Genomic DNA, 20,611 nt, shown 5'->3' on the forward strand with positions numbered 1-20,611 from the left:
GGTGCGACTCCTGTCAGTCGTCGAGATGCGTCTCCTGCGGACCGCCGCGCCCACCCAGGAGCGTCAGCGCCGCCGCCACGAGTGCGGCCACGCCGCCGAGCACGTACGCGTGGGAGTAGCTGTTGCTGAGGGCCTGGAAGGCGACGTCCTTGAGCGGGTTGAAGGGGATGACCTGACCGTCCGGCGAAGTGACGGTGGCCGGCACCGAGTTGGCGCCGAGCGGGCCCGAGGCCACGGCGTCAACGGCCGCCTCCAGTTGCGGTTTCTGGTCCGCGGGCGCATGGTCCGGAGCGGCCTGGAAGGCCGCGTAGGCCTTGCTCAGGGCGGGATTGGCGGCGACTTCGCGGGCCATCTCCTTGGCGGCCTGGCTCAGCGCGACCGCGCCCGCGATCGCGGGACCGAAGGCGAACCCGAGATCCCGGAACGTGCTCGTGGCACCGCTCGCCATCCCGGCGAGATGGTTGGGCAGCGAGTTGACGGCGACCGCGCTCATGGCGGCGAAGGCGAGTCCCGATCCGACACCGGCGAGGATCAGCGGTCCGACGATGGACGTCAGCGCCCGGTCACTTGCCGGGACTGTGGCGAACCACAGCCCGCCGACACCGATCAGGCTCAGGCCGGCGAAGAGGACCCACCGGGGGTTGAAGCGCTCCAGCAGCCTGTACGTGAGGGGCAGCAGTACGAAGCCGATGCCTCCGAAGAAGAGGTAGGCGACGGAGGACTTGAGTGGGCTGAAGCCCTGGACGCTGGTGAGGCGGATGCTGGTGGAGTACATGATCGCGAGGAAGCCGAACATGCCGATGACGGTGGCGACCGAGTTCACGGCGAACGCCCGGTTCTTGAAGGCGCTCAGCAGCAGGAGCGGTTCGGCCGCGCGTCCCTCCGCGAAGACGAACAGCACGAGGAAGACGCCCGCGGCGATGAACGCGATGACGATCCGCGGGCTGCCCCAGCCGCTCTCGGGGCCCTGGATCACCGCGTACAGCAGGGCGAAGAGGCCGAGCGCGGCGGTGATCTGCCCCGGCCAGTCGAGCGAACGCCACTTCGGGGAGGCGGAGTTCTGGGCGAGGAGCAGTGAAAGGAGCACGCTGATCGCGGCGATGACCAGGACACCGACGTAGGCCCAGCGCCAGTTCCCGGTCCCGTCCCAACCGGTGTGGATCTTGGCGGCGACGCCGGCGAGCAGCGGGCCGAGGAAGCCGCCGATCGACAGCGCGGCGGCCCAGACGGCCACGCCACGCGCGCGGGTGGCGGTGGTGTGCGTGCCGGCCGCCACCATGGCGAGGCTCGTCGGGAAGATGGCTGCGGCTCCGACGCCGCTGAGGACCTGGGCGGTGATCAGCAGCGTCACCCGGGTGTCGGTGGAGGACCCTTCGCCCGGTACCAGGACCGCCAGAGCCGAGCCCGCGACGATGAGGGCGGCGCCCCCGACGAGCAGGCGCTTGCGGCCGAAGAGGTCACCGAACACTCCGAAACCCAGTTCCAGCGCGGCGACGGGGATGAAGAAGGCGTCGACGATCCACGTCAGCTGCGCCGAGGACGGCGCGAGATCCTGCTGGATCAGCCCGGTGATGAGCGAGGGCACGGAGAGGGTCATCTGCGCGAGGCACACGGCGAGAACCACCGCGGCCAAAGTGCCGCGTCCCAGGGTGTATCTGTCACCCTCTCCCCGTGTCGCACGGGGCGAATCGGTCTGAACCATGGACGACTCCTTGCGCGCCAAGCGCTGCTGACGGAACCGGCGTCCGCCACCGGCCCCTGCTGTGAATGCTTCTTCGCGGCCCTTCGGCCAGACCTGATGCGGAGGCTCGGCGTGGTGACGGACCAGCGAGCAGCGACAACGTAGGAAGTGACGCCCGTCACGCTCAACGGACATGTTCATTGGACGGACAAGCGGCTCCCGCCGGCGGCCCTACGGCGCACGATCCAGTGACGGCCCGCGCGGGCCGAAGCGAGGAGTGATGAGCCATGGCGGGCAGACTGACGGGACGGACGGCCGTCGTGACCGGGGGCAGCGCCGGCATCGGGCAGGAGATCGCCCGCCGACTCGCTTCGGAGGGCGCGGACATCGCGGTCGCGGATCTCGACCCGGCGGACGAGACGCGGGAACTCGTCGCGGCGACCGGCCGGCGGTTCCTCGGCGAGAAGGTCGACGTGTCCGACGAGGCCGCGGTCCAGGAGTTCGCCGCGCGGGTCGGCGCCGAACTCGGCGGCGCCGACATCCTGGTGAACAACGCCGCCGTCGTCCTGCTCGCGGACATCGACCAGGTGACCTACGAAGACTGGCGCCGCACCTTCGCCGTCAACGTCGACGGACCCTTCCTGGCCTCCAGGGCGTTCCTGCCGCAGCTGAAGGAGTCCAAAGCGGGACGGATCATCAACATCACGTCGTCCAGCTACTGGACCCCGCCGCCACCCTTCGTCTCCTACGTCGCGGCCAAGGGCGCCCTGAACGGACTCACCTCGGTCCTGTCCGCCAACCTCGCCGCCCACGGCATCACGGTCAACGGCGTCGCGGCGGGCCTCGTCCGCACGGCCGCTGCTGTGGCCAACACGGACGAGGCCTTCTTCGAGCACGCCGTGCGGGGCCAGGACATCAAGCGCGTCCAGCTGCCGGCCGACGTCTCCGGCGTCGTGGCGTTCCTCGCCTCCGACGACGCCGCGTTCATCACGGGGCAGCTGGTTGTCGCGGACGGTGGGAGCACGCGCCGCTAGGACGGGGATTCATGGTGGCGCGCTACCGGACGGCGGGCAGGTGCGGCCGTCGACGGTGGTGGTCGGCGTCCCGGTCGCCTGGAACTTGTCGGTGCCCACCGGACGCGGGCGCGGCTGTGAGGCGCAACTGGCCGGGCCCGTTCGAGGGCGGCGTCGGCCCGCGGGTTCAGCGGGGATGGAGGCCGCCGTCCAGCGTGATCACCTTGTTGGTGAGATAGCCGTTGGTGACCATCGAGGTGGCCATGGCGGCGACCTCGTCGGGCGTCCCGAGACGTCCGACCGGGATGGGCGCGGGCAGTTTCCCGCCCTCGCCGGCGTCGGCGGGCAGCATCCCGGTGCCTCCGACCAGCGCGGGGGCCAGGGCGTTGACCGTGACGCCGGCTGCGGCGACACCGGCCGCCAAGGAGTGGGTCAGCCCGTGCAGGGCGGCCTTGCTGGCGGCGTAGTGCGCGCCGATGATGCCGCCGTTGAGGGCCGCGATCGACGAGATGAACAGGACGCGGCCCCAGCCGCGCTCGACCATCCCGGGAAGGGCGGCCTGCGCCATGAGGAAGGGCGCGCGCACGTTGACGGCCATGGTGGTGTCCCACGTGTCGGCGTCGACGTCGGCCCAGGCCAGCTGCTTTCCGACGCCCGCTCCGGCGATGAGCACGTCGACGGGGGCGAGAGCGAGGGAGGCGCGGTCGACCAGTTCGGCAGCGGCCGTCGCCTCGGACAGATCGGCCTGGAGGCTGACCGCCCGGCCGGAGCCGTGAAGCGCGTTGATCCGGGTGACGGTCTCCTCGGCGTCCTGGCCGTGGCTGCCGTACGCGAGGGCGATCCGGGCTCCGGCGTCCGCGAGGCGCAGGGCCACGGCGGTTCCGATGCCGCCGGAGCCTCCGGTGATCAGTGCGGTGCGGCCGGCGAGCGGGGTGGGGGAGATGTCGTTCATCAGGTGTCCTCAGGTGAGTCGCTGCGATTGCTGGTGGTCCGGCACAGCCGGGTGCAGCGGATGCGTGCTGTGTCGTTCGCGGCTCCCGGCCACGTACACCACGGCGGCCGACGCCACCGCGAGTGCGATGAGGGCGCAGACCGCCCACCAGCCGAGGTGGGTGTAGGCGCGGGTACCGAGCCATGATCCGGCGCTCGCGCCGAGGAACGAGCAGGTCATGTAGCCCGTGTTGAGTCGGCTGTGGGCCTGCGGGCGCAGGCTGAAGATGCGGGCCTGGTTGGCGACCTGGCCGCACTGCACGGCCACGTCGATCAGCAGCAGCCCGGCGGCCAGAGCCAGGAGCCCGGCGGCGCCACCGAGCGCGCCGGCTGCCAGTACCCCCGCCGCGGCGAGCCCGGCCCCGACGCACCACAGGTTGACGCGGTCCGGGCCGTACCGGTCCACCCACTTCCCGGCGGCGGGAGCGAACAACATGCTGCCCGCGCCGACCAGGGCGAGCACCCCTACGGCCTGCGTGCCCATGCCGTAGCGCGGCCCGGTGACCAACAGTGCGACCGCGGTCCAGGCGGCGCTGAACCCGCCGAAGACGGTGATCTGGAAGAGCACGGACCGGCGCAGTTTCCTCTCCGTACGCAGCATGCGCAGGGTGTCGGACAGCAGTGCTGGATAGCTGTCGCGGACCGCCGGGACTGTTGTCGGCAGGGCGGCGCCGAGCACCACGGCGAGCAGCGCGGTGAGCGCGGCGGCGACCAGATAAGGGGCCCGCCAGCCCAGGTGCTCGCCGAGGACGCCGCCGAAGGCGCGGGCCAGGAGGATGCCGCCGATGAGCCCGGCCTGCAGAGTGCCGATCACACGGCCGCGCCGCTCGGGTTCGACGAGCCCGGCCGCCATGGGAAGGAGGATCTGCGGCACCACGGTGGCCAGGCCGACGAGCGTGCCGGCGGCGAACAGCAGGCCGGTTCCGGGGGCGAGACCCGCGGTCAGCAGGGCCAGGCTGGTCACCGCCAGCAGCACGGTGATCAGCGGTCGCCGGGGCAGGCGGTCTCCCAGCGGCACGAGCAGGAAGATTCCGACGGCGTAACCGAGCTGGGTCAGCGTCGCCAGGGTCGTGGCCGTGGTCTCGGAGACGGCGAGACCACGGGCGACCAGGGGCGTGACGGCCTGCGGGAAGTAGGCGTTGGCCACGGTGACACCGCAGGCCAGGGCCATGACGACGGGGAGCCTGCGGCCGAGGTCCGTCGGCGCGAGGGACGGGCTGGGCGTGTCACGGGGCATGACGACCGAGTGCTCCTGTCGACGTGCGAACGGTCCCGTGGGACCGATCGAACGAACTAGATGGTTCGGTTGACTCGTCCAGCGTCGCACGCCGCGTCAGACAGGTCAAACGAACCAGTTCGTTAGCATGGGCGCATGGCATACGACTCCGCGGCCACCAAAGAGCGCATCATCACGGCGGCGACCGCCGAGTTCGCGGCTCACGGAGTCGCCGGCGCCCGCGTCGACCGCATCGCCGCCGCGGCCCGGGCCAACAAGCGCGCGCTCTACGACTACTTCGGCGACAAGAACGCACTCTTCGCTGTCGTCCTGGAGCGTCGCCTCGCCGAACTGGCCGAGGCGGTCCCCCCGTCGGAGGACCTGCCCGGCTACGCCGAGCGGCTCTTCGAGTACCACCGGGCGCACCCCGAGGCTCTCCGCCTGGTGATGTGGGAGGCCCTGGAGGTCGGCGACGGACCGGTCCCCGCGGAGGAGGAGCGCACCGCGCACTACGGCGACAAGGTGACCGCCGCGCAGGCCGGCGCGCCGGACGAGGACGCCCGTGCGCGTGTGTTCTTCACTCTCGCCCTGGCAAGCTGGAGCGTCGCCATGCCGCAGCTGCGGCGGATGGTGCTCGGCCCGGACTACGGCATGGACCGACTCCGCCAGGAGATCGCCCGGGCGGTGGCGGCGCTTCCTTCGGCGGGCGAGCGCGACGCAGGCTGAGGGACACCGGCACCGGGAGTGCGGCTACGTGCCGTCGGGCGCAGTGATGCCCTTCCGCATGAACGGCTTCAGCAGCCGGAGCGGATCGTGCGAGGGGCGGATCGTGCGGGGGATCGAGGAGGGCCTGGATCCGCGGTCCGTCCATCATGGCGAGCACCATGACCGCCCTGTCGCCATCGTTCAACTCCCCACCGGCCTCCTCGGCGCGCGAGGTGTCGTCCGCCGCCACCGGCCTTCAGAAATGACATCCAGCTTGCCGTCCCTGACGCGAACGGCCGTGGCGTCGTCGATGAAGTAGATCGGGAAGTCGGCACGCGCTGCGATGCGATCGGCCCAGGCGTCGTCCCGCTCGGGGAAGTCCGGTGAGTACAGGTGGGGCTTGAGATACCAGTCGAAGAGGCCGAACGGCGGCTCCACGGTCGTCGCGCCGAGCACATGGAGGTCCGCGGTGTCCCCGATGACGTCGGCGGAGTGACCGGTGAGATGACGGCTGAAGATCATTGATCCGGCGCTGAATCCCACATAGACCCGGCTCTCCAGCGCCTTGAGGAAGCCGTCGGCCAGGCCGTTGCCGGTGATGCTGCGGGCGAGGTGGTAGTGGTTGCCGCCCCCGACGTAGATGACGTCGGCGTTGAGCAGCCGGTCGAGCACCAGCTGCCGGGGGAGGCCGTTGAGCTCCAAGACGTCGAACTCCCGCCAGCCCAGCCCGTGCAGCCGGTTCATGTCCGCGATGAACCAGCCGTGGTCCCCGGGCTCGGCGACCGATGCCGTGGGCACGTACACGACGTTCGCCGACCCGAACGGCCTGCCCAGCATGTCCCGCAGTGCGTCCCGCAGCGTCTCGTTACTCAGGCCACTCGCCGTCAGCAGAAGGTTCATCGGGTGAGCCAAGCACGGCTGACGGGCGGGTGCAACGACGCCTGGACGCGCCCGTGCCGTCGCGCCGTGGCCGTATCAGGAAGGGGTACTTGTCCCGCGCCTCACCTTGAGCTCCTCATGCCAACAGGGCCGCCGTGAACAACTCGCGGTGCGCCGTCAGCCACTTCTGGATGCGGTCCCAACGCTGCCAGCCACCGCGCTCGGACAACGCCTGGAGGTAGACGGGGTCACCGTCGGCCACGCGGTGAGCGACGAAGGCCCGGCAGGACGCGGTGGCCTGTTCGATGACGCCGGGCAGTTCAGCGCGCTCCTGCGGCGAGAGGCCGTAGCCGTCGGCGAGGATCCGGAGGCGTACCGGGGCATCCAGCCCGGGTGGATAGAAACCTGCCGCGGACGTGGGATCGAGCATGGGCACCCAGTAGCGGGCGGTCATGGCGACGTCCCACACCGGCCGGCCGGGGGCCGCCAGGTCGAAATCGATCAGGGCCGCGGCCTGGCCGTCGCGGAAGACGACGTTCTCCGGGCACACGTCGTTGTGGCACAGCATCGTCCCTCCCTCCGGGTCGGCCAGAGACCGCGGCCACTCGGCGGATGCGTCAACCGCGATGGCCGCGCTCGCGTCGTGCAGGCGCCGCAGCAGGCTGCCCACCGAGCTCAACGCGGTCTCGGTCATCGCCCAGCGCGGAAACGGCGGGAGAGGGACGTCGCCGGGGAGGAAGGTCAGCTGCTCTCGGCCGTCGGCGGTGAGACGGATCGGCCGCGGCGCCGCGTCGAAGCCCTGCTCTTCGAGCGCGAGGAGATGGGCATGGAGGGCGCGCGCGGTGCGCGGAGCCGGGCGTTCCACCAGGGCGCCGTGGCGGAAGACCGCACCCGTGTTCACCATGCCACCGACCAGGGCTTCGCCCTCTGCTGTCCCGCCCTCAGCCGTCATTTCGATCACGCTACCGTCAGGTCGGCCGGGATCGTGCCGAAAAAGGCGGCAGGCGGCTGCACGACCGGGCCCGATCAGCCGCACTCGCTGAGACCTTTCGGTTCGTTCCGGACCCGGTGGTTGCGGTTCCGGGGACTTCATGACAGGGACTGGGCGTCGATGGAGCACGCGTACGGTTCGGCCGAGGAGGTGCCGACCCTGCTGACGGCGCTGCGCTCCCCGGACGCCGGGATACGCCGCGAGGCTCTCGACCGCTTCTACGGCGCGGTCCACCACCAGGGCAGCGTGTTCCCGCCCACGGCAGCAGCCTTTTCTTCCTGTTCGAGCGGGTCGCGGACTCGGCCACGCCTGACCGGGCTGCCGTGGTCGCGCTGCTGGCCAGCATCGGCCAGGAGTCCCGGCCTGGCCGCGGTTGCCGGGCTCGGTCTCTTCGTCGATGACGCCGGGTTCGCCGTCGCGGTGCTGCGCGAGCGGCTGGGCGCCGAGCACGGCATCACGGTCCGGCTGCGGATCGTCGAGGCGGCGGCCATGTTGGCGCTGAAGTCAAGCTGAGTCGTCGGCGTCACCGTCGAAGCAGCCGCACGCCATCTGATGGCCGGCCGCCTCGACATCACCGGCAGCGACAGGAGTGTGCCCGGCGCCGAAGCCGTACGCAGCCACCTCAGTTCGTTGCGCGGTCGCCAAGTTCATTGGCAGGCACGGCGGCCGGGGGGACCTCATGACGCGGACGGTGCGGAACTCGGGGGACGTGGTGCGAAGCGCGGGTCACAGATGTTGCCGTGCCGCGCGCCGGCGGTGCTGTTCGGCCGGGTTCGCGACCGGGGCGGCGAGCAACAGCCTTTGTGTGTAGGGGTGTTGTGGGGTGGTGGTGATCTCGCCCGCCGGTCCGGTCTCGACGATGTCGCCCCGGTGGATGACGCTGACGCGGTGGCTGATGTGCCGGATGACGGCCAGATCGTGCGAGATGAAGAGGTAGGCGACGCCGGTGCGCCGCTGGATGTCGATGAGGAGTTCGAGAACGCGGGCCTGGGTGGTGAGGTCGAGGGCGGAGACGGGTTCGTCGCAGACGATGAGCTGGGGGGCGGGCGCCAGCGCTCGGGCGATGGCGACGCGCTGGCGCTGGCCGCCACTGAACTCCCGGGGCAGCCGCTGGGCCGCGTCCTTCGGCAGCCCGACCTGGTCGAGCAGCTCCGCGACCCGCTGCCGGGCCTCACCCGCCGCGGTGCCCTGCACGACCAGCGGCTCGCCGAGGATGTCGCCGATGGTGAGGGCCGGGTTGAGGGAGGAGTACGGGTCCTGGAACACCACCTGGATGTCCCGGGCCAGCGCGCGCCGTTCCTTGCGCCCGGCGTGGGTGATGTCGTGTCCCCGGAAGCGGACCGTGCCGCCGCTGGGCGTGGCCAGGCCGAGCACGGACCGGCCGATGGTCGTCTTGCCGGAGCCGGACTCGCCGACGACGCCAAGGGTCTCGCCCTGGCCCACGGTGAGCGACACACCGTGCAGAACCTCGTGCGGGCGGGCCCTGAAGCCCCGTCCCGGGTAGGTGACGCACAGGTCGCTCACCTCCAGCAGGGTGGTCATCGGATCTCCTTCTCGAGCGCGCCCACGGACGCGGCGGGCGGGTCGGTGCGCAGTGTGGTCTCGTCGAGGATCGAGTCCAGGAGGCCGCGCGTGTACGGGTGTTGGGGCGCGGCGAACAGTTCCTTCGTCGAGCCGGTCTCCACGACCGTGCCCTCCCGCATGACGGCCACGCGCCCGCAGATGTCCGCGACCACGCCGAAGTTGTGGGTCACGAGCAGTACGGCCATGTTGAGGTCCTTCTGGAGGTCGCGCAGCAGGTCGAGGATCTCCGCCTGGATGGTGACGTCGAGGGCGGTGGTCGGTTCGTCGGCGATGAGCAGCCGGGGTTTGCCGGCGACGGCGCCGGCGATGAGGACCCGTTGTGCCATGCCGCCGGAGATCTGGTGCGGGTACGAGCGGAAGGTGCGCTCGGGGTCGGGGATGCCGACCCTGGCGAGGAGCGCCAGGACCCGTTCCCGGGCCTCGTCCCTCGGCATGGGCGTCGCGGCGCGCACCCCCTCGACCAGCTGGGCGCCCACCGTGACGGACGGGTCCAGGTTGGACATCGGCTCCTGAGGCACGTACGCGATGGACGTCCCCCGCACCGCGCGCAGTTCGCGCTCGCTCAGGCCGAGCAGTTCACGGCCGTCGAGCCGGATCGAACCGCGGGTGACGACCGCCTCCGAGGGCAGTACGCCGAGCACGGCGAACGCGGTCTGTGTCTTGCCCGAGCCGGACTCGCCGACCAGGCCGAGGGTTTCCCCGGCCGTGACGCTGAGGGTGACGCCGCTGACGACCTCCTTGAGTTCGCCGGTCGGCGTCGGGTAGGCGATGGCCAGGTCCTCCACGGTGAGCAGTCCGGAGACGGAGGCCGCCTGGGTGGCCGGTGGCCGGTACTCGGTCGCGGTGACGATCCGGACCGGTTTGGGACGGCCGCCCTCCAGAGCGTCCCGCAGCGCGTTTCCGAGCAGTACCAGCGAAGCGGTGATGACGCCGAGCACGAGGCTGGGCCACAGGAACTGCAGTGGTTCCTCGTACAGGTTGGAGAACCCCTCGGAGATCATCGCGCCGAAGCTGGGCACCGTGTTCGAGCCGACGCCCAGGAAGGCCAGGCCCGACTGGACGGCGATCGAGGATCCCGCGAGGAACGCCGTGGCGATGACCACAGGACCGCGCACCACCGTGAACACATGCCGCCGCAGGATCCGCCGGTCGGGCAGTCCCGACACCCGGGCGGCGTCCACGTACAGCTCGTTCCTCACGCCGAGGACCAAGTTGCGTACGAGGCGGTAGACGCCCGGGGAGAGCAGCACCCCGAAGATCAGCATGGTGGCCTTGTAGTCGCCCTTGGTCACCGGCATCAGGACGATGAGCAGGAGCAGCCCGGGGAACGTCATGATCAGGCTGAACAGCCACTCGGTGACTCCGCGCACGCGCCGGCCGAAGTACCCTCCGACCAGTCCGGACGTGATCCCGATCGCCAGGGCGATGCTCGTGCCGATGAGCGCCGAGACCACGCTCGTGTTGATGGAGAACAGGAGTCTGGCGTAGATGTCGCGTCCGCTCTTGTCCCCACCGAGCGGGTAACCGTGGTCGCCGACACCTGCGTTGACGGCGTCCAGGTTCGCCTCGTTGGCGCCGTGGCCGGTGAGGACGGGGGCGAGCAGCCCCAGCAGCACGATGACGATCAGCAGGCCGGCGCTTGCGACGGCAAGCGGGTCGGAGAGCAGCCGCCGCAGGGTCGAGCGGCGGCGCGTGCCGGCGTTCGGCGTTGTCAACTCGTCATCCTCGCCTTCGGGTTGAGCCAGCCGCCCAGGAGATCGACGACGAGGTTGACGGCCACGACGAGCAGCACACCGAACAGGCTGATGCCCATGATGATCGGCACGTCGCCCTGGAGGGAGGCGTTGAACGCGTACTGGCCGAAGCCGGGCAGAGCGAAGATCTGCTCGATGATCAGCGCGCCGCCGAGCATCTGGATGAACTCCAGGGACAGCACCGTCAGGGCCGGTCCGGCGGCGTTGCGCAGGGCGTGGCGCAGCACGATGGAGCGGGTGGGGATGCCCCGGGTGCGCAGGGTGCGGACGTAGTCCTTGCGCAGTTCGCCGATCATGGCGCCGCGGATCTGCGAGGTCAGGCTCGCGACCCCGCCCATCATCAGGGCGACCACGGGGATGGCGATACTGCTCGCCCAGCGGGCGGGGCTCTCGCCGAAGTCCGTGTAGCCGGTGGCCGGGAACACATGCAGCTTGATGGCCAGGACGTAGACCAGCGCGATGGCGACGAGCAGGCTCGGGACGAGGTAGCCGGTCATCGCGGCGGCCTGTGCGAAGCGGTCGACGGCACCACCGCGCGCGGCGGCGGCCACCCCGAGGGCGACACTGATGACCGAGGTGGCCAGCAGGGCGACGACGACGATGGACAGGGTGACGCCGAGCCGGGCGGTGATCGCGGAGCGGACCGGCTCACTGGTGAAGTAGGAGGCGCCGAGGTCACCGCGGACGGCGTGCGAGAGCCAGTCGGCGTACTGGACCGCCAGGGGCCGGTCCAGGCCCATCCGGGCCTTCTGGGCGACGACTTGCTGGGGCGTGGCGCCGTTGCCGAGGACGCTGCTCGCGACGTCGTCGAAGGAGGTGCTGAGCAGCAGGAACGTGATCATGGTCACCAGGACCGCGAGCACGAGGCCCGCGGTCAGGCGACGCAGCACATAGAGCGTCATGGGTGGCGGCTCACCCTCCGGACTTGGACGAGCCGGCCACGCCGAACTGCCGGATCGTGGACATCGTGGAGGAGCCGTCGCCGAGGTAGGTGATGCCCTTCTTGGTGGCCCAGTCGCTGCCGAGGTAGAAGACGGGGGACAGCCAGGCGTTCTCGACGCCGAACTCGTTGATCTCCCGGTAGATCGCGGCGGACTTCGCCGGGTCGAGCTCCTTGGCGGCCTGGTCGAGCAGCCCGGTCAGCTTCGGGTCGGTGGTGCGGAAGACGTTGCGGAAGCCGGTCGGGGTGTAGAAGCTGCGGGTCATGATCGCGTCGGAGGCGAGGCCCTCCACGAGGAGGAACATCGGGTACTTGCCCGACGCGACGGCGGAGGCGGTCTGCTGGGCGGGCACCGGCTCCCAGGTCACCTTCACGCCGATGTCGGCGAGTGCCTGGGTGAAGAGCGGTTCGAAGGACTTGGTGAAGACGAGACTCGGCATGGTGACCGAGAAGCCCTTCGGGTAACCGGCCTCGGCCAGCAGCTTCTTGGCCCGGGCGACGTCGTAGGGGTACTTGGCGTTGAGCGCCTCGTCGTAGGCCTTCCCCTTCGGGTTGAACAGCTGGTCGGTGGCCTTGCCGGAGCCCCGCAACACCTGGGTGACCATCTTCTGCCGGTCGAAGGCCATGTTGACGGCCTGGCGGACGCGCAGATCGCCCAGGGGCTTCAGCTTGGTGCCGGCGCGGTCGCCGAGGACGAGGAAGGCGCCGGCGGTCGCTTCCACATGGGTGATCTCGAAGCCGGCCGCCTTGAGCGCCGACAGCTGCGAGACGTCGGCGGTGCCGGCGTTGGTCTGGCCTGCCTTGAGGGCGTTGGCCGACGCGGTCGGGTCGGTGATCACACGGATCTTGACCGTCTTGAAGGGGTACGCCTTCTTGTTCCAGTAGTCGTCGCGCCGGTTGAGGACGTACACCGAGCCGTTGACCGTCGCCTTGGTGTCGAGGGTGTAGGGGCCCGAGCCGACCGGGTCGAGAGCCGTGCTCTTGGCGGCCATGGTCTTGGGGTCGCCGATCACCCCGGGTGCCGTCGACAGGGCACCGAGGAGCGACGCGTCGGGCCGGGAGAGCTTGAGGACGACGGTCGAGGCGTCGGGGGCCTCGACCGAGGCGACGGAGGCCAGCGACAACTGGCTCTGCCCGGGAGTCGAGCGGATCCGCTCCAGGGTGGCCTTCACGGCGTTCGCGTCCACCGGGTCGCCCGAGCTGAACTTCATGCCCTGGCGGAGCTTCAGGGTCAGCGTGCGGCCGTCGGCCGAGTAGGACCAGCTCTGCGCGGCGCCGGGGCGCAGTTCCCCCTTGTTGTCCATGAGGAGGAGCGTGTCGAAGATCGAGTCCCAGACGTAGGTCTGCTGGCCCTCGATGAGCTGGGCCGGGTCGAACGAGTTGGGCGTGCCGAGGATGGACAGCGCGAGCGTCGCGTCCGCGCCGGAGTCCGACGTGGCGGCCGGGGCGCTGTCGCACGCGGCCGTGGCCGTCGCCAGCAGCGCGACGGTGGCGACGGCGGCCAGGGTCTGCGAGCGCCGGCGCGGCAGTGGCCCGGGCCGGGAATGCGAGGGGCGGATGCGCATGGGTGGATTCCTTCGTCCTGGAACCTGACGGATGCATGCCTGCTGCCGATGCACGCGTGGGCTGTGCGGCGGAGCCCTGGGTGAAAGGCCGGTATGCGGTGGTGGACAGGGCCGCCGCGCCGGTCGTTGATCCGCCGGTGCGCCCCGTCACGCGAACAGTTACCACGTGGTCGAATTTCACTCGGAAGGTAAGCCTCGACGAAGGGTGCGGGAAGAGTGCGGGCCGCGTTCGTAACCAGAGCGTTATCCGGCGGAAAATCGCCGGGCCCTGCCCCTTGTGTTCGCGGCGGTCGCCGCCCACACTCCCAGCAGACCTTGAAAATCTAATCCCTGGAAGGTTTTTGAACACGTGCCACGGGATCCGGGAAGAGGAAGCGCACTGTGACCCAGGCCAAGGCCCGCGGCCAGTACACCAAGACCCCTGCCAGGCGAGCGGAGATCGTCCGGGCGGCGCGCGAGAGCTTCGCGGAACACGGGTTCACGAAGGCCTCGTTGCGGGACATCGCCGAGCGGGCCGGCATCACCCACGCCGGGCTGCTGCACCACTTCCGCACCAAGGACGACCTGCTCGCCGCCGTGCTCGCCGAACGCGACACCGAGGAGCGGCGGTACGCCGAGTCGAAGGTCCCGGACATGGACCACCTGGCGCCGTACCTCGGCGACATGCTGCGCCACCATCAGAAGGCGCCCGAGCTGATGCGCCTGTGGCTGGAGCTCGCGGTGGCCGCCTCACGCCCGGAGCATCCCGCGCACGGTTACTTCGTCCAGCGCTACGCCTGGGGAAGCGAGCAGTTCGCGCGGGGCATGCGCGGCAAGGCCGACCGCGGAGAACTGCACGAGGCGCTCGCCCCCGAACACGCCGCCACTCTGCTGCAAGCCGTCCTCAACGGCCTGCAGTTGCAGTGGCTGCTCGACCAGGAGCTCGACATCGTGGGCCCGGTCCTGGCCTTCATGCGGATGACCTTCCCGAAGACCGCACCACCAGAGGACGAAGCATGAGACCCGGCACCCTCGCCGTCCAGCTCTACAGCGTGATCGACGCCCTGGAGGCCGACCGCCCCGGCACGCTCGCGCGCCTGGCCGCGCTCGGCTTCCACCACGTCGAGCCGTTCGCGCAAGGCCTGTGGAACACCGCCCCCGACGAACTGGCCGCCTCCGCACGTGCGTTGCGCGCGGACCTGGACGAGGCCGGTCTCGGTGTCAGCTCCGCGCACATCGCCGTCTCGGCGGACAGTCAGGCATCCGCGATCGAGATCTGCCGCATCCTCGGCACGGACACCGCCTTCGTGCCGATTCCCTGGCTCGTCGACGGCTTCGACGAGCGGTCCCTGGAGACCCGCGACGGAATACGGGCCTTCGCCGGCCGTCTCAACGAGGCGGCGCGGGAGATGGCCGGGGCGGGGATCCGGCTCGGCTACCACAACCACCACTTCGAATGGGCCCGGCTGCCGGACGGCGCCCGGGCCTTCGACGTGCTGTGGGAGCTGCTCGACCCCGAGATCCTCGCCGAGGTCGACGTCTACTGGGCCGCCGTGGCGGGCCAGGACCCGGTCGACGTCATCAAGCGCCTCGGGGAACGCGCCGTGACCGCCCACCTCAAGGACGGCCCCGCCGAACGCGACACCCCGCAGACACCCATCGGCACCGGGGACATCGACATCCCGGCGGCGTTGCGCGCGGGCACCCATCTGCGCTGGCACATCACGGAGATCGACCAGACGGAGGCCGACCGTTTCGAACTCCTCGCGGCCAACCGACAGACCCTGCTGGAGGGCGGACTGACCCAGCCCTGACGAGGGGTGCGTCCGACCTCGCCCAAGATCACACCCATACCTCCGGGAGCGCCCATGCGCGGGAGCACGCCGTTCCTTTGGGGAGCCTCCAGCTCCCCGCACCAGACCGAAGGCAACAACGTCAACAGCGACTGGTGGGTGATCGAAGGACGCACGCCGGGCCTGGAGAGGAGCGGCGACGCGCTCGACAGCTACCACCGCTTCGAGGAGGACATGCGCCCGCTCGCGGACGCCGGCCTCAACGCCTACCGCTTCGGCATCGAGTGGGCACGCGTCGAACCGGTGCCCGGACACTTCTCCCGGGCCGAACTCGCCCACTACCGGCGCATGATCGACACCGCCCTGTCGCTCGGCCTGACGCCCGTCATCACACTCCACCACTTCTCCAACCCGCGCTGGTTCGCCGAGGAGGGAGGTTGGCTCGGGGAGAAGGCGGTCCAGCGGTTCACGCGCTACGCCGAGGCCGTCACGGACATCCTGGGCGACGTCCCCTGGATCGCCACCATCAACGAACCCAACATGCTCGCGATGATGATCACCATCGAGCGCCAGGGTCCGGCCGGTCCGAGCGGCGGCTCCCAGGGTCTGGCCGCGGCCGACAACACCCGGCCGAAACTGCCCGCCCCCGACCCGGAGATCGGCGCCGCCCTGGTCGAGGCCCACCACGCTGCCCGGGAGGTCGTCCGCGCCAACACCGACGCCGGCGTGGGCTGGACCGTCGCGAACCGCGCCTTCGCCGCACGGCCCGGCGGCGAGGACAAGCTCCGCGAGATCGAGTACGACTGGGAGAACCTGTACCTCGAAGCCTCGCGGGGTGACGGCTTCGTCGGTGTCCAGTCGTACTCCAGCGAGTGGGTCGGACCCGACGGCATCGAGCCGCATCCGCCGCACCCCGACAACACCATGGCGGGCAAGGCATACCGGCCCGACGCTCTCGGCGTGGCGGTCCGCCACACCTGGGACGTCACCGGCGGGGTACCGATCCTCGTGACCGAGAACGGCATCGCCACCGCCGACGACGATCGACGGATCGCCTACACACAGGAGGCCCTCGACCACCTGTTCGCCGCGATCGACGACGGTATCGACGTACGGGGCTACCTGCACTGGAGCGCCCTCGACAACTACCGCTGGGGCGACTGGAAGGCGACTCTCGGCCTGATCGCCGTAGACCGTGAGACCTTCGAGCGCCACCCGAAGCCGAGCCTCGCCTGGCTGGGCGCCACCGCCCGGCGCGGGCGCCCCTGAGGCCCGGCCCGCCGGACCGGGCCCCAGTTGGCCTCAACCCGCCTTCCCCACCCGCCGAGTGGCACTGAACCTGCCGCAGGGGAGCGGCTCCACGACGGTGCCGTCAGGGAACACGACGCGTGCCGTGGTGGCCGGGGGGACGTCGACCGTGACGGTGAGATCGTCGCCGGACATCCGCCACTCGACGGCGATCGTGCCCTGCGGGGACTCGTGGGTTCCCCGGGCCCAGGGCACGGACGGGTGCGGGACGGGCGCCACCTCGAAGGACTCCCAGGCGATCGACCCCGGCGTCTGCCGCAACCCCAGGACGTGGGTGTGCAGGAAACGGACCACCGCGCCCTTGCTGTAGTGGTTCAGGGAGTCGTGGGCGATGCCGGACTCGTCGACCCCCTCCCAGTCCTCCCAGACGGTGGTCGCGCCCCGGTCGAGCATGTACAGCCAGGACGGCGCGGTGCGCCGGAGGAGCAACTCGTAGGCGACGTCGGGGTGACCGGTGTCGGCGAGGACGGGCAGCAGGTCGCCGGTCGCGAGGAAGCCGGTGCCCAGATGGGTGCCGGCCGCGCGGATCAGCTCGACCAGGCGCGCGGCGGCGGCCTCGCGCAGGTCGCCGGGAACGAGTCCGAGGGACAGCGCGCGCACATAACCGGCCTGGGTGTCGCCGGCGGTGCGTCCGTCGGGGGACAGGAACTCGGTGCGCCACGCGTCACGGACCCGCTCGGCGATCCCGGCGTAGCGGTCCGCGTCTTCGGGGCGGTCCAGTACCCGGGCGACGTGGGCCAGGGTTGCCGTCGAGCGGTACAGGAAGGCCGTGCCGATCTCGCCCTTGTCGGACAGGAACCAGGCGACGGGATCGTCCTTGACCGGGTCGACGCGGGTGCCGTCGGCCGCCTTCGCCCTCGGCTCGGTCCACTCGCCCCAGTGGAAGGAGCCGTCCCACAAATACCGTTCGTGCGGCAGCGGTTCGGGCGAGCGCTCGGCCCGGGACGGGTGGCGGGTGGTGCGGGCGGTCATGAGCGCCCACTCCACCCAGCGGACCATCGCCTCCCAGTTCTCGGCCAGGATCTCCCGGTCGCCGTACGACTCGTACAGTTCCCACGGGACGGCGACGACGGCGTCTCCCCAGCCGGCCGAGCCGGTCATCATGGCGAACTGGTCGTCGAGGTGGTGTTTGATACGGCGTCCGTCGGGCGAGAAGTTGGCGATCCGGCCGTCGGGCAGCTGGTCGTCGCGGACGGAGCGCAGCCACTTGCGGCTGAAACCCAGGACGTCGTACAGGCGGGTCGCCGTGGGGGCGAAGACCTGGTAGTCGCCTGTCCAGGCGAGGCGTTCGCGGGTCGGACAGTCGGTGGGTACGTCGACGGCGTTGCCCCGGAAGCTCCACTCGGCGATCTCGTGGAGGCGGTCGAGATCACCGTGCCCGCAGGCGAACGTGCCAGTGCGGCGCAGGTCCGTGTGGATGACGCGCATGACGAGGCTGGCCGGGTCGAGCGGGGCACCGTCGCGGCGGACCCGGACGTACCGGAAACCGTGCACCGTGTGGCGCGGTTCGAACGTCTCGCCACCGCCCGCGGAGACGACCTCGTCGCGCTGGACGAAGGGGATCGGGGCCTGGCCGGGGCGCGTGGCGTCCAGGTGGGCGGTGGTCAGGTCTCCGTCGGGGCCGAGGAGCTCACCGTGGTCGACGACCGTACGCGTGCCGGCCGGGCCCAGGTCGCTCAGGGCGATCCGACCGGAGGCGTTCTGGCCGAAATCGGCGATCCACAGGCCGTCTTCGAGCTGTTCGACGGAGTGCGCCGGGCGCGACTGGACCACGCGTACCGGCGGCGCCGGCGACCAGTCGATCGCGGGCGCGGCCACCTGGTCGAGGAGGACGGGTCTGCCGGTACCGGGCGGCAGGCGGAAGTCGGTGGTCTGTCCGTCCATGAGGTCGGCCCGGGTGATGGCCGACTCGACGCTCGTCCACGTCCCGTCGGTGCGGACGACCTGCCGTGCGCCGTCCTCGTAGACGAGGTGCAGCTCGGCCCGTGCGCCGAGCACGGTGCCCCAGCCGGCCGGCTGGCGGAACGCGCCGACCTGCCCCCGGTACCAGCCGTCGGACAGCAGGATCTCCAACCGGTTGTCGCCCGCCTGGATGGAGGTCGTGATGTCGGACGCCTGGGCGTAGAGCGTGCGGTCGTAGGAGGTGGAACCCGGCGATAGTTCGGCGGTACCGGCCCGCGCACCGTTCACGTACGCCTCGTACACCCCGAGTGCCGTCGCGTACAGCCGTGCCGAGCGCACCCCGGCCAGCGCCTCGAACCGGGCCGACAGGACGTACGCGGGCCGGCTGCCGTATCCGCGATCGGCGGACTCGGCGGGACTGATCCAGCGCGCCCGCCAGTCGGCGGCGAGCAGACCGGTCTCGAACGTATGCCGCCGTGACCACGGCGAGTCGCCGTCGCCGTCGGTGCCGAGCGCCCGGACCCGCCAGGTCACGCGCCGCATGCTGTCCAGCGCCGCCCATGGCCAGGGGACGAACCGGTGACCGCCGACGGCGATGCTCACCACGGACCGTGCCTCGCCGTCGACGGCGCCTTCCACCTCGTACGCCACCGGGCGGGCCGCGTCCGACGGCGGCTTCCACGACAGCCGGGGCGTGGGCCCCGATACGGCGAAGGTGTCCCCGCCGCTGTCGATGCCCAGGTCGTACGGTGCGTTGCGCATGCTGTGCCTTCTCGGAACTCGGTGGGACGGGAAGCTTCTCGGGACGCCGACTGGACGCCGACTGGACGGCGGCGCTACCGGACCGACCTGACCTTGGACTTGACGATGAGGCCACCGGCCAGTGCCAGGGCCGCGCCGATCAGATAGAGCTGGGTGTAGTTCTTCTCGCCGCCGTCGCTGACGCCGAGGGTGATGACGAGCGGGGCGATCAGCGGGGCGACGGCGCTGGGAATCTTCTGCGCGAAGGCGACGACGGCGAGGTAGCGGCCGGCCTCGGCCCGGTCCGGGAGGACGGCGAACACGATCGCCTGGTCGACGGCGCTGAACACCGCGATGGCGAACTGCATCAGCACCGAGCCGACGACCAACTGGGGCAGCGAGTGGGCGAACGCCTCGGTGACTGCCCCGGCGACGAACACCGCGGAGCCGATCACGGCGAACAGCTTGCGCCGGCCGAGCTTGTCGGAGAGGAAGCCGCCCCCGACGGCGCCGCCCGCCGCGGCCACCACGCCGACGGTCCCGATCACCGCCACGATCCCGGCGACCTCCTTGACCGGCAGGTCGAGGCGCTGTGCGTAGAAGAAGGTGCCGAAGGCCGTGTTGAAGTACAGGCCCATGAAGAAGACGAAGCGGCCGAGCCAGTTCCAGCCGAAGTCCGGGTACTTGCGCGGGTTGAAGCCGTAACTGGCGACCAGGCGCCTCAAGGTCACGCCGCCGGTGTGCACCAGTGCGCGGGAGTCGCCCTCGGGCTTGAACACCGGGAACAGGATCACCAGGGCGGCGCCCAGGACGCCGGGGACCAGAAACACCAGGAAGGTGCTGGAGGCCACCCCGTAGGCGAGACCGATGCCGATCACGGGGGCGATCTGGGTCATGACACTGGTCAGGGCCGAGACCCGGCCGCGCTGCTCCTCGGGCACCCGGTCCGCCTGGATGTTCTGTATGGCCTGTCCGGCCGTGGCCCAGCCGATCATGCCGACCGCCCACGCCACGCCTAGCAGGAGGACCGACGGTGCGAGGGCGACCCCGACGAGCGCGACGGTGCCGAGCAGGGCGCCGCCGACCATGAAGGGGGCGCGGCGGCCGAACCGGGAACGGGTCCGGTCGCTCCAGAGTCCGATCAGAGGGCTGAGGACCAGGTAGAGGAACTGGGCGGACCCGGTCACGTAGCCGAGCCGCTCCTCGTGTCCCGGCGCCAGGTCGTCGATCCGCACCGCGAGCGAGTAGGACAGGGGGACCATCAGGGCCAGGGAGCCGCCGAAGCCGGCGGTCATCAGCCAGAGGAGATAGTCCCTGCCGACCTTTTGCAGCGGCGGTGCCTCGGTCTCGGGCGTGGCGGGCGGCTCGGTGGGATGTCCGGCGGCGCTTCGAGGTGACGCCGGGGGATGAGGAACCGTCACGCTGACGTCCCGGTCGTCGTGAGGCATGTGGACTCCTTTGTCCATGATCGCAAGGGGCGGCGCCGAAGCGGTGGTTGCCGGGATGCCGGCGGCACGGTCGATGCCGTGCCGCCGACCGGACCCGCTGCGGTGCGGGACCGGGAATCCGG

17 protein-coding genes are annotated in these 20,611 nt (G+C 70.9%); 6 read left to right on the plus strand and 11 right to left on the minus strand.

Features of this window, described 5'->3' with window-relative positions; all coding sequences use genetic code 11:
• Positions 1-13 precede the first annotated feature (13 nt).
• The gene (locus tag ABZ928_RS38520) at positions 14-1,702 is read right to left on the minus strand and encodes an MFS transporter (RefSeq protein ID WP_361529305.1); all 1,689 of its coding nucleotides are present in this window, start codon (positions 1,700-1,702) and stop codon (positions 14-16) included.
• Positions 1,703-1,968: 266 nt separating this feature from the next.
• Here ABZ928_RS38520 and ABZ928_RS38525 point away from each other — a divergent pair, with 266 nt between their 5' ends.
• Entirely contained in the window at positions 1,969-2,715 is a 747-nt protein-coding gene (locus ABZ928_RS38525; RefSeq protein ID WP_361529308.1) for an SDR family oxidoreductase, read from the plus strand.
• A gap of 166 nt (positions 2,716-2,881) precedes the next feature.
• Here ABZ928_RS38525 and ABZ928_RS38530 read toward each other — a convergent pair whose 3' ends face one another.
• Positions 2,882-3,646, minus strand: coding sequence for an SDR family NAD(P)-dependent oxidoreductase (locus ABZ928_RS38530; protein WP_361529311.1), 765 nt, complete (start codon positions 3,644-3,646; stop codon positions 2,882-2,884).
• 9 nt (positions 3,647-3,655) lie between these two features.
• Positions 3,656-4,921 carry an MFS transporter gene (locus tag ABZ928_RS38535; protein ID WP_361529314.1) on the minus strand — a complete coding sequence of 422 codons (1,266 nt, stop codon included), beginning with the start codon at positions 4,919-4,921 and terminating at the stop codon, positions 3,656-3,658.
• A gap of 135 nt (positions 4,922-5,056) precedes the next feature.
• Here ABZ928_RS38535 and ABZ928_RS38540 point away from each other — a divergent pair, with 135 nt between their 5' ends.
• Positions 5,057-5,626, plus strand: a complete 570-nt coding sequence (locus ABZ928_RS38540; protein WP_361529317.1) for a TetR family transcriptional regulator — start codon at positions 5,057-5,059, stop codon at positions 5,624-5,626.
• A 180-nt stretch (positions 5,627-5,806) separates the two neighbouring features.
• Here ABZ928_RS38540 and ABZ928_RS38545 read toward each other — a convergent pair whose 3' ends face one another.
• Together ABZ928_RS38545 and ABZ928_RS38550 are read right to left on the minus strand one after the other, a co-directional pair.
• Positions 5,807-6,505, minus strand: coding sequence for a Type 1 glutamine amidotransferase-like domain-containing protein (locus tag ABZ928_RS38545; protein WP_361529320.1), 699 nt, complete (start codon positions 6,503-6,505; stop codon positions 5,807-5,809).
• A 115-nt stretch (positions 6,506-6,620) separates the two neighbouring features.
• Positions 6,621-7,436 carry a phosphotransferase gene (locus tag ABZ928_RS38550; RefSeq protein WP_361529323.1) on the minus strand — a complete coding sequence of 272 codons (816 nt, stop codon included), beginning with the start codon at positions 7,434-7,436 and terminating at the stop codon, positions 6,621-6,623.
• A 159-nt stretch (positions 7,437-7,595) separates the two neighbouring features.
• Here ABZ928_RS38550 and ABZ928_RS38555 point away from each other — a divergent pair, with 159 nt between their 5' ends.
• On the plus strand, positions 7,596-7,988 hold the full coding sequence (locus ABZ928_RS38555) for a hypothetical protein (RefSeq protein ID WP_361529326.1): 393 nt from the start codon (positions 7,596-7,598) through the stop codon (positions 7,986-7,988).
• Between the two features lie 213 nt (positions 7,989-8,201).
• On the opposite strand, the gene ABZ928_RS38560 is transcribed toward ABZ928_RS38555, so the two are convergent.
• Genes ABZ928_RS38560 through ABZ928_RS38575 form a run of 4 tightly spaced genes read right to left on the minus strand, consistent with a single transcriptional unit; the run spans position 8,202 to position 13,318 of the window.
• Positions 8,202-9,017, minus strand: coding sequence for an ATP-binding cassette domain-containing protein (locus ABZ928_RS38560; RefSeq protein ID WP_361529329.1), 816 nt, complete (start codon positions 9,015-9,017; stop codon positions 8,202-8,204).
• Positions 9,014-10,774, minus strand: coding sequence for a dipeptide/oligopeptide/nickel ABC transporter permease/ATP-binding protein (locus ABZ928_RS38565; RefSeq protein ID WP_361529332.1), 1,761 nt, complete (start codon positions 10,772-10,774; stop codon positions 9,014-9,016). The genes ABZ928_RS38560 and ABZ928_RS38565 overlap by 4 nt, the downstream gene beginning before the upstream one ends.
• Positions 10,771-11,715, minus strand: coding sequence for an ABC transporter permease (locus ABZ928_RS38570; RefSeq protein WP_361529335.1), 945 nt, complete (start codon positions 11,713-11,715; stop codon positions 10,771-10,773). Before ABZ928_RS38570 ends, ABZ928_RS38565 begins: the two co-directional genes overlap by 4 nt.
• A 10-nt stretch (positions 11,716-11,725) precedes the next feature.
• Complete coding sequence (locus tag ABZ928_RS38575; RefSeq protein WP_361529338.1) at positions 11,726-13,318, minus strand: ABC transporter substrate-binding protein; 1,593 nt, start codon at positions 13,316-13,318, stop codon at positions 11,726-11,728.
• 381 nt (positions 13,319-13,699) lie between these two features.
• Between ABZ928_RS38575 and ABZ928_RS38580 the strand changes: the two genes are divergently transcribed.
• From ABZ928_RS38580 to ABZ928_RS38590, 3 genes are read left to right on the plus strand one after another with little or no spacing between them, the layout of a single operon-like run.
• Positions 13,700-14,317, plus strand: coding sequence for a TetR/AcrR family transcriptional regulator (locus ABZ928_RS38580; RefSeq protein ID WP_361529341.1), 618 nt, complete (start codon positions 13,700-13,702; stop codon positions 14,315-14,317).
• The gene (locus ABZ928_RS38585) at positions 14,314-15,111 is read left to right on the plus strand and encodes a sugar phosphate isomerase/epimerase (RefSeq protein WP_361529344.1); all 798 of its coding nucleotides are present in this window, start codon (positions 14,314-14,316) and stop codon (positions 15,109-15,111) included. Before ABZ928_RS38580 ends, ABZ928_RS38585 begins: the two co-directional genes overlap by 4 nt.
• Before the next feature lie 54 nt (positions 15,112-15,165).
• Positions 15,166-16,359: a family 1 glycosylhydrolase gene (locus ABZ928_RS38590; protein WP_361529347.1), complete on the plus strand. Its 1,194-nt coding sequence runs from the start codon at positions 15,166-15,168 to the stop codon at positions 16,357-16,359.
• Positions 16,360-16,392: 33 nt separating this feature from the next.
• On the opposite strand, the gene ABZ928_RS38595 is transcribed toward ABZ928_RS38590, so the two are convergent.
• Both ABZ928_RS38595 and ABZ928_RS38600 read right to left on the minus strand, forming a co-directional pair.
• Positions 16,393-19,062: a family 78 glycoside hydrolase catalytic domain gene (locus ABZ928_RS38595; RefSeq protein ID WP_361529350.1), complete on the minus strand. Its 2,670-nt coding sequence runs from the start codon at positions 19,060-19,062 to the stop codon at positions 16,393-16,395.
• 74 nt (positions 19,063-19,136) lie between these two features.
• The gene (locus tag ABZ928_RS38600) at positions 19,137-20,489 is read right to left on the minus strand and encodes an MFS transporter (RefSeq protein WP_361529353.1); all 1,353 of its coding nucleotides are present in this window, start codon (positions 20,487-20,489) and stop codon (positions 19,137-19,139) included.
• Positions 20,490-20,611: the final 122 nt, after the last annotated feature.

Origin of the sequence: Streptomyces sp. NPDC046909 (assembly GCF_040644695.1) — a bacterium.
Lineage (GTDB): Bacteria > Actinomycetota > Actinomycetes > Streptomycetales > Streptomycetaceae > Streptomyces.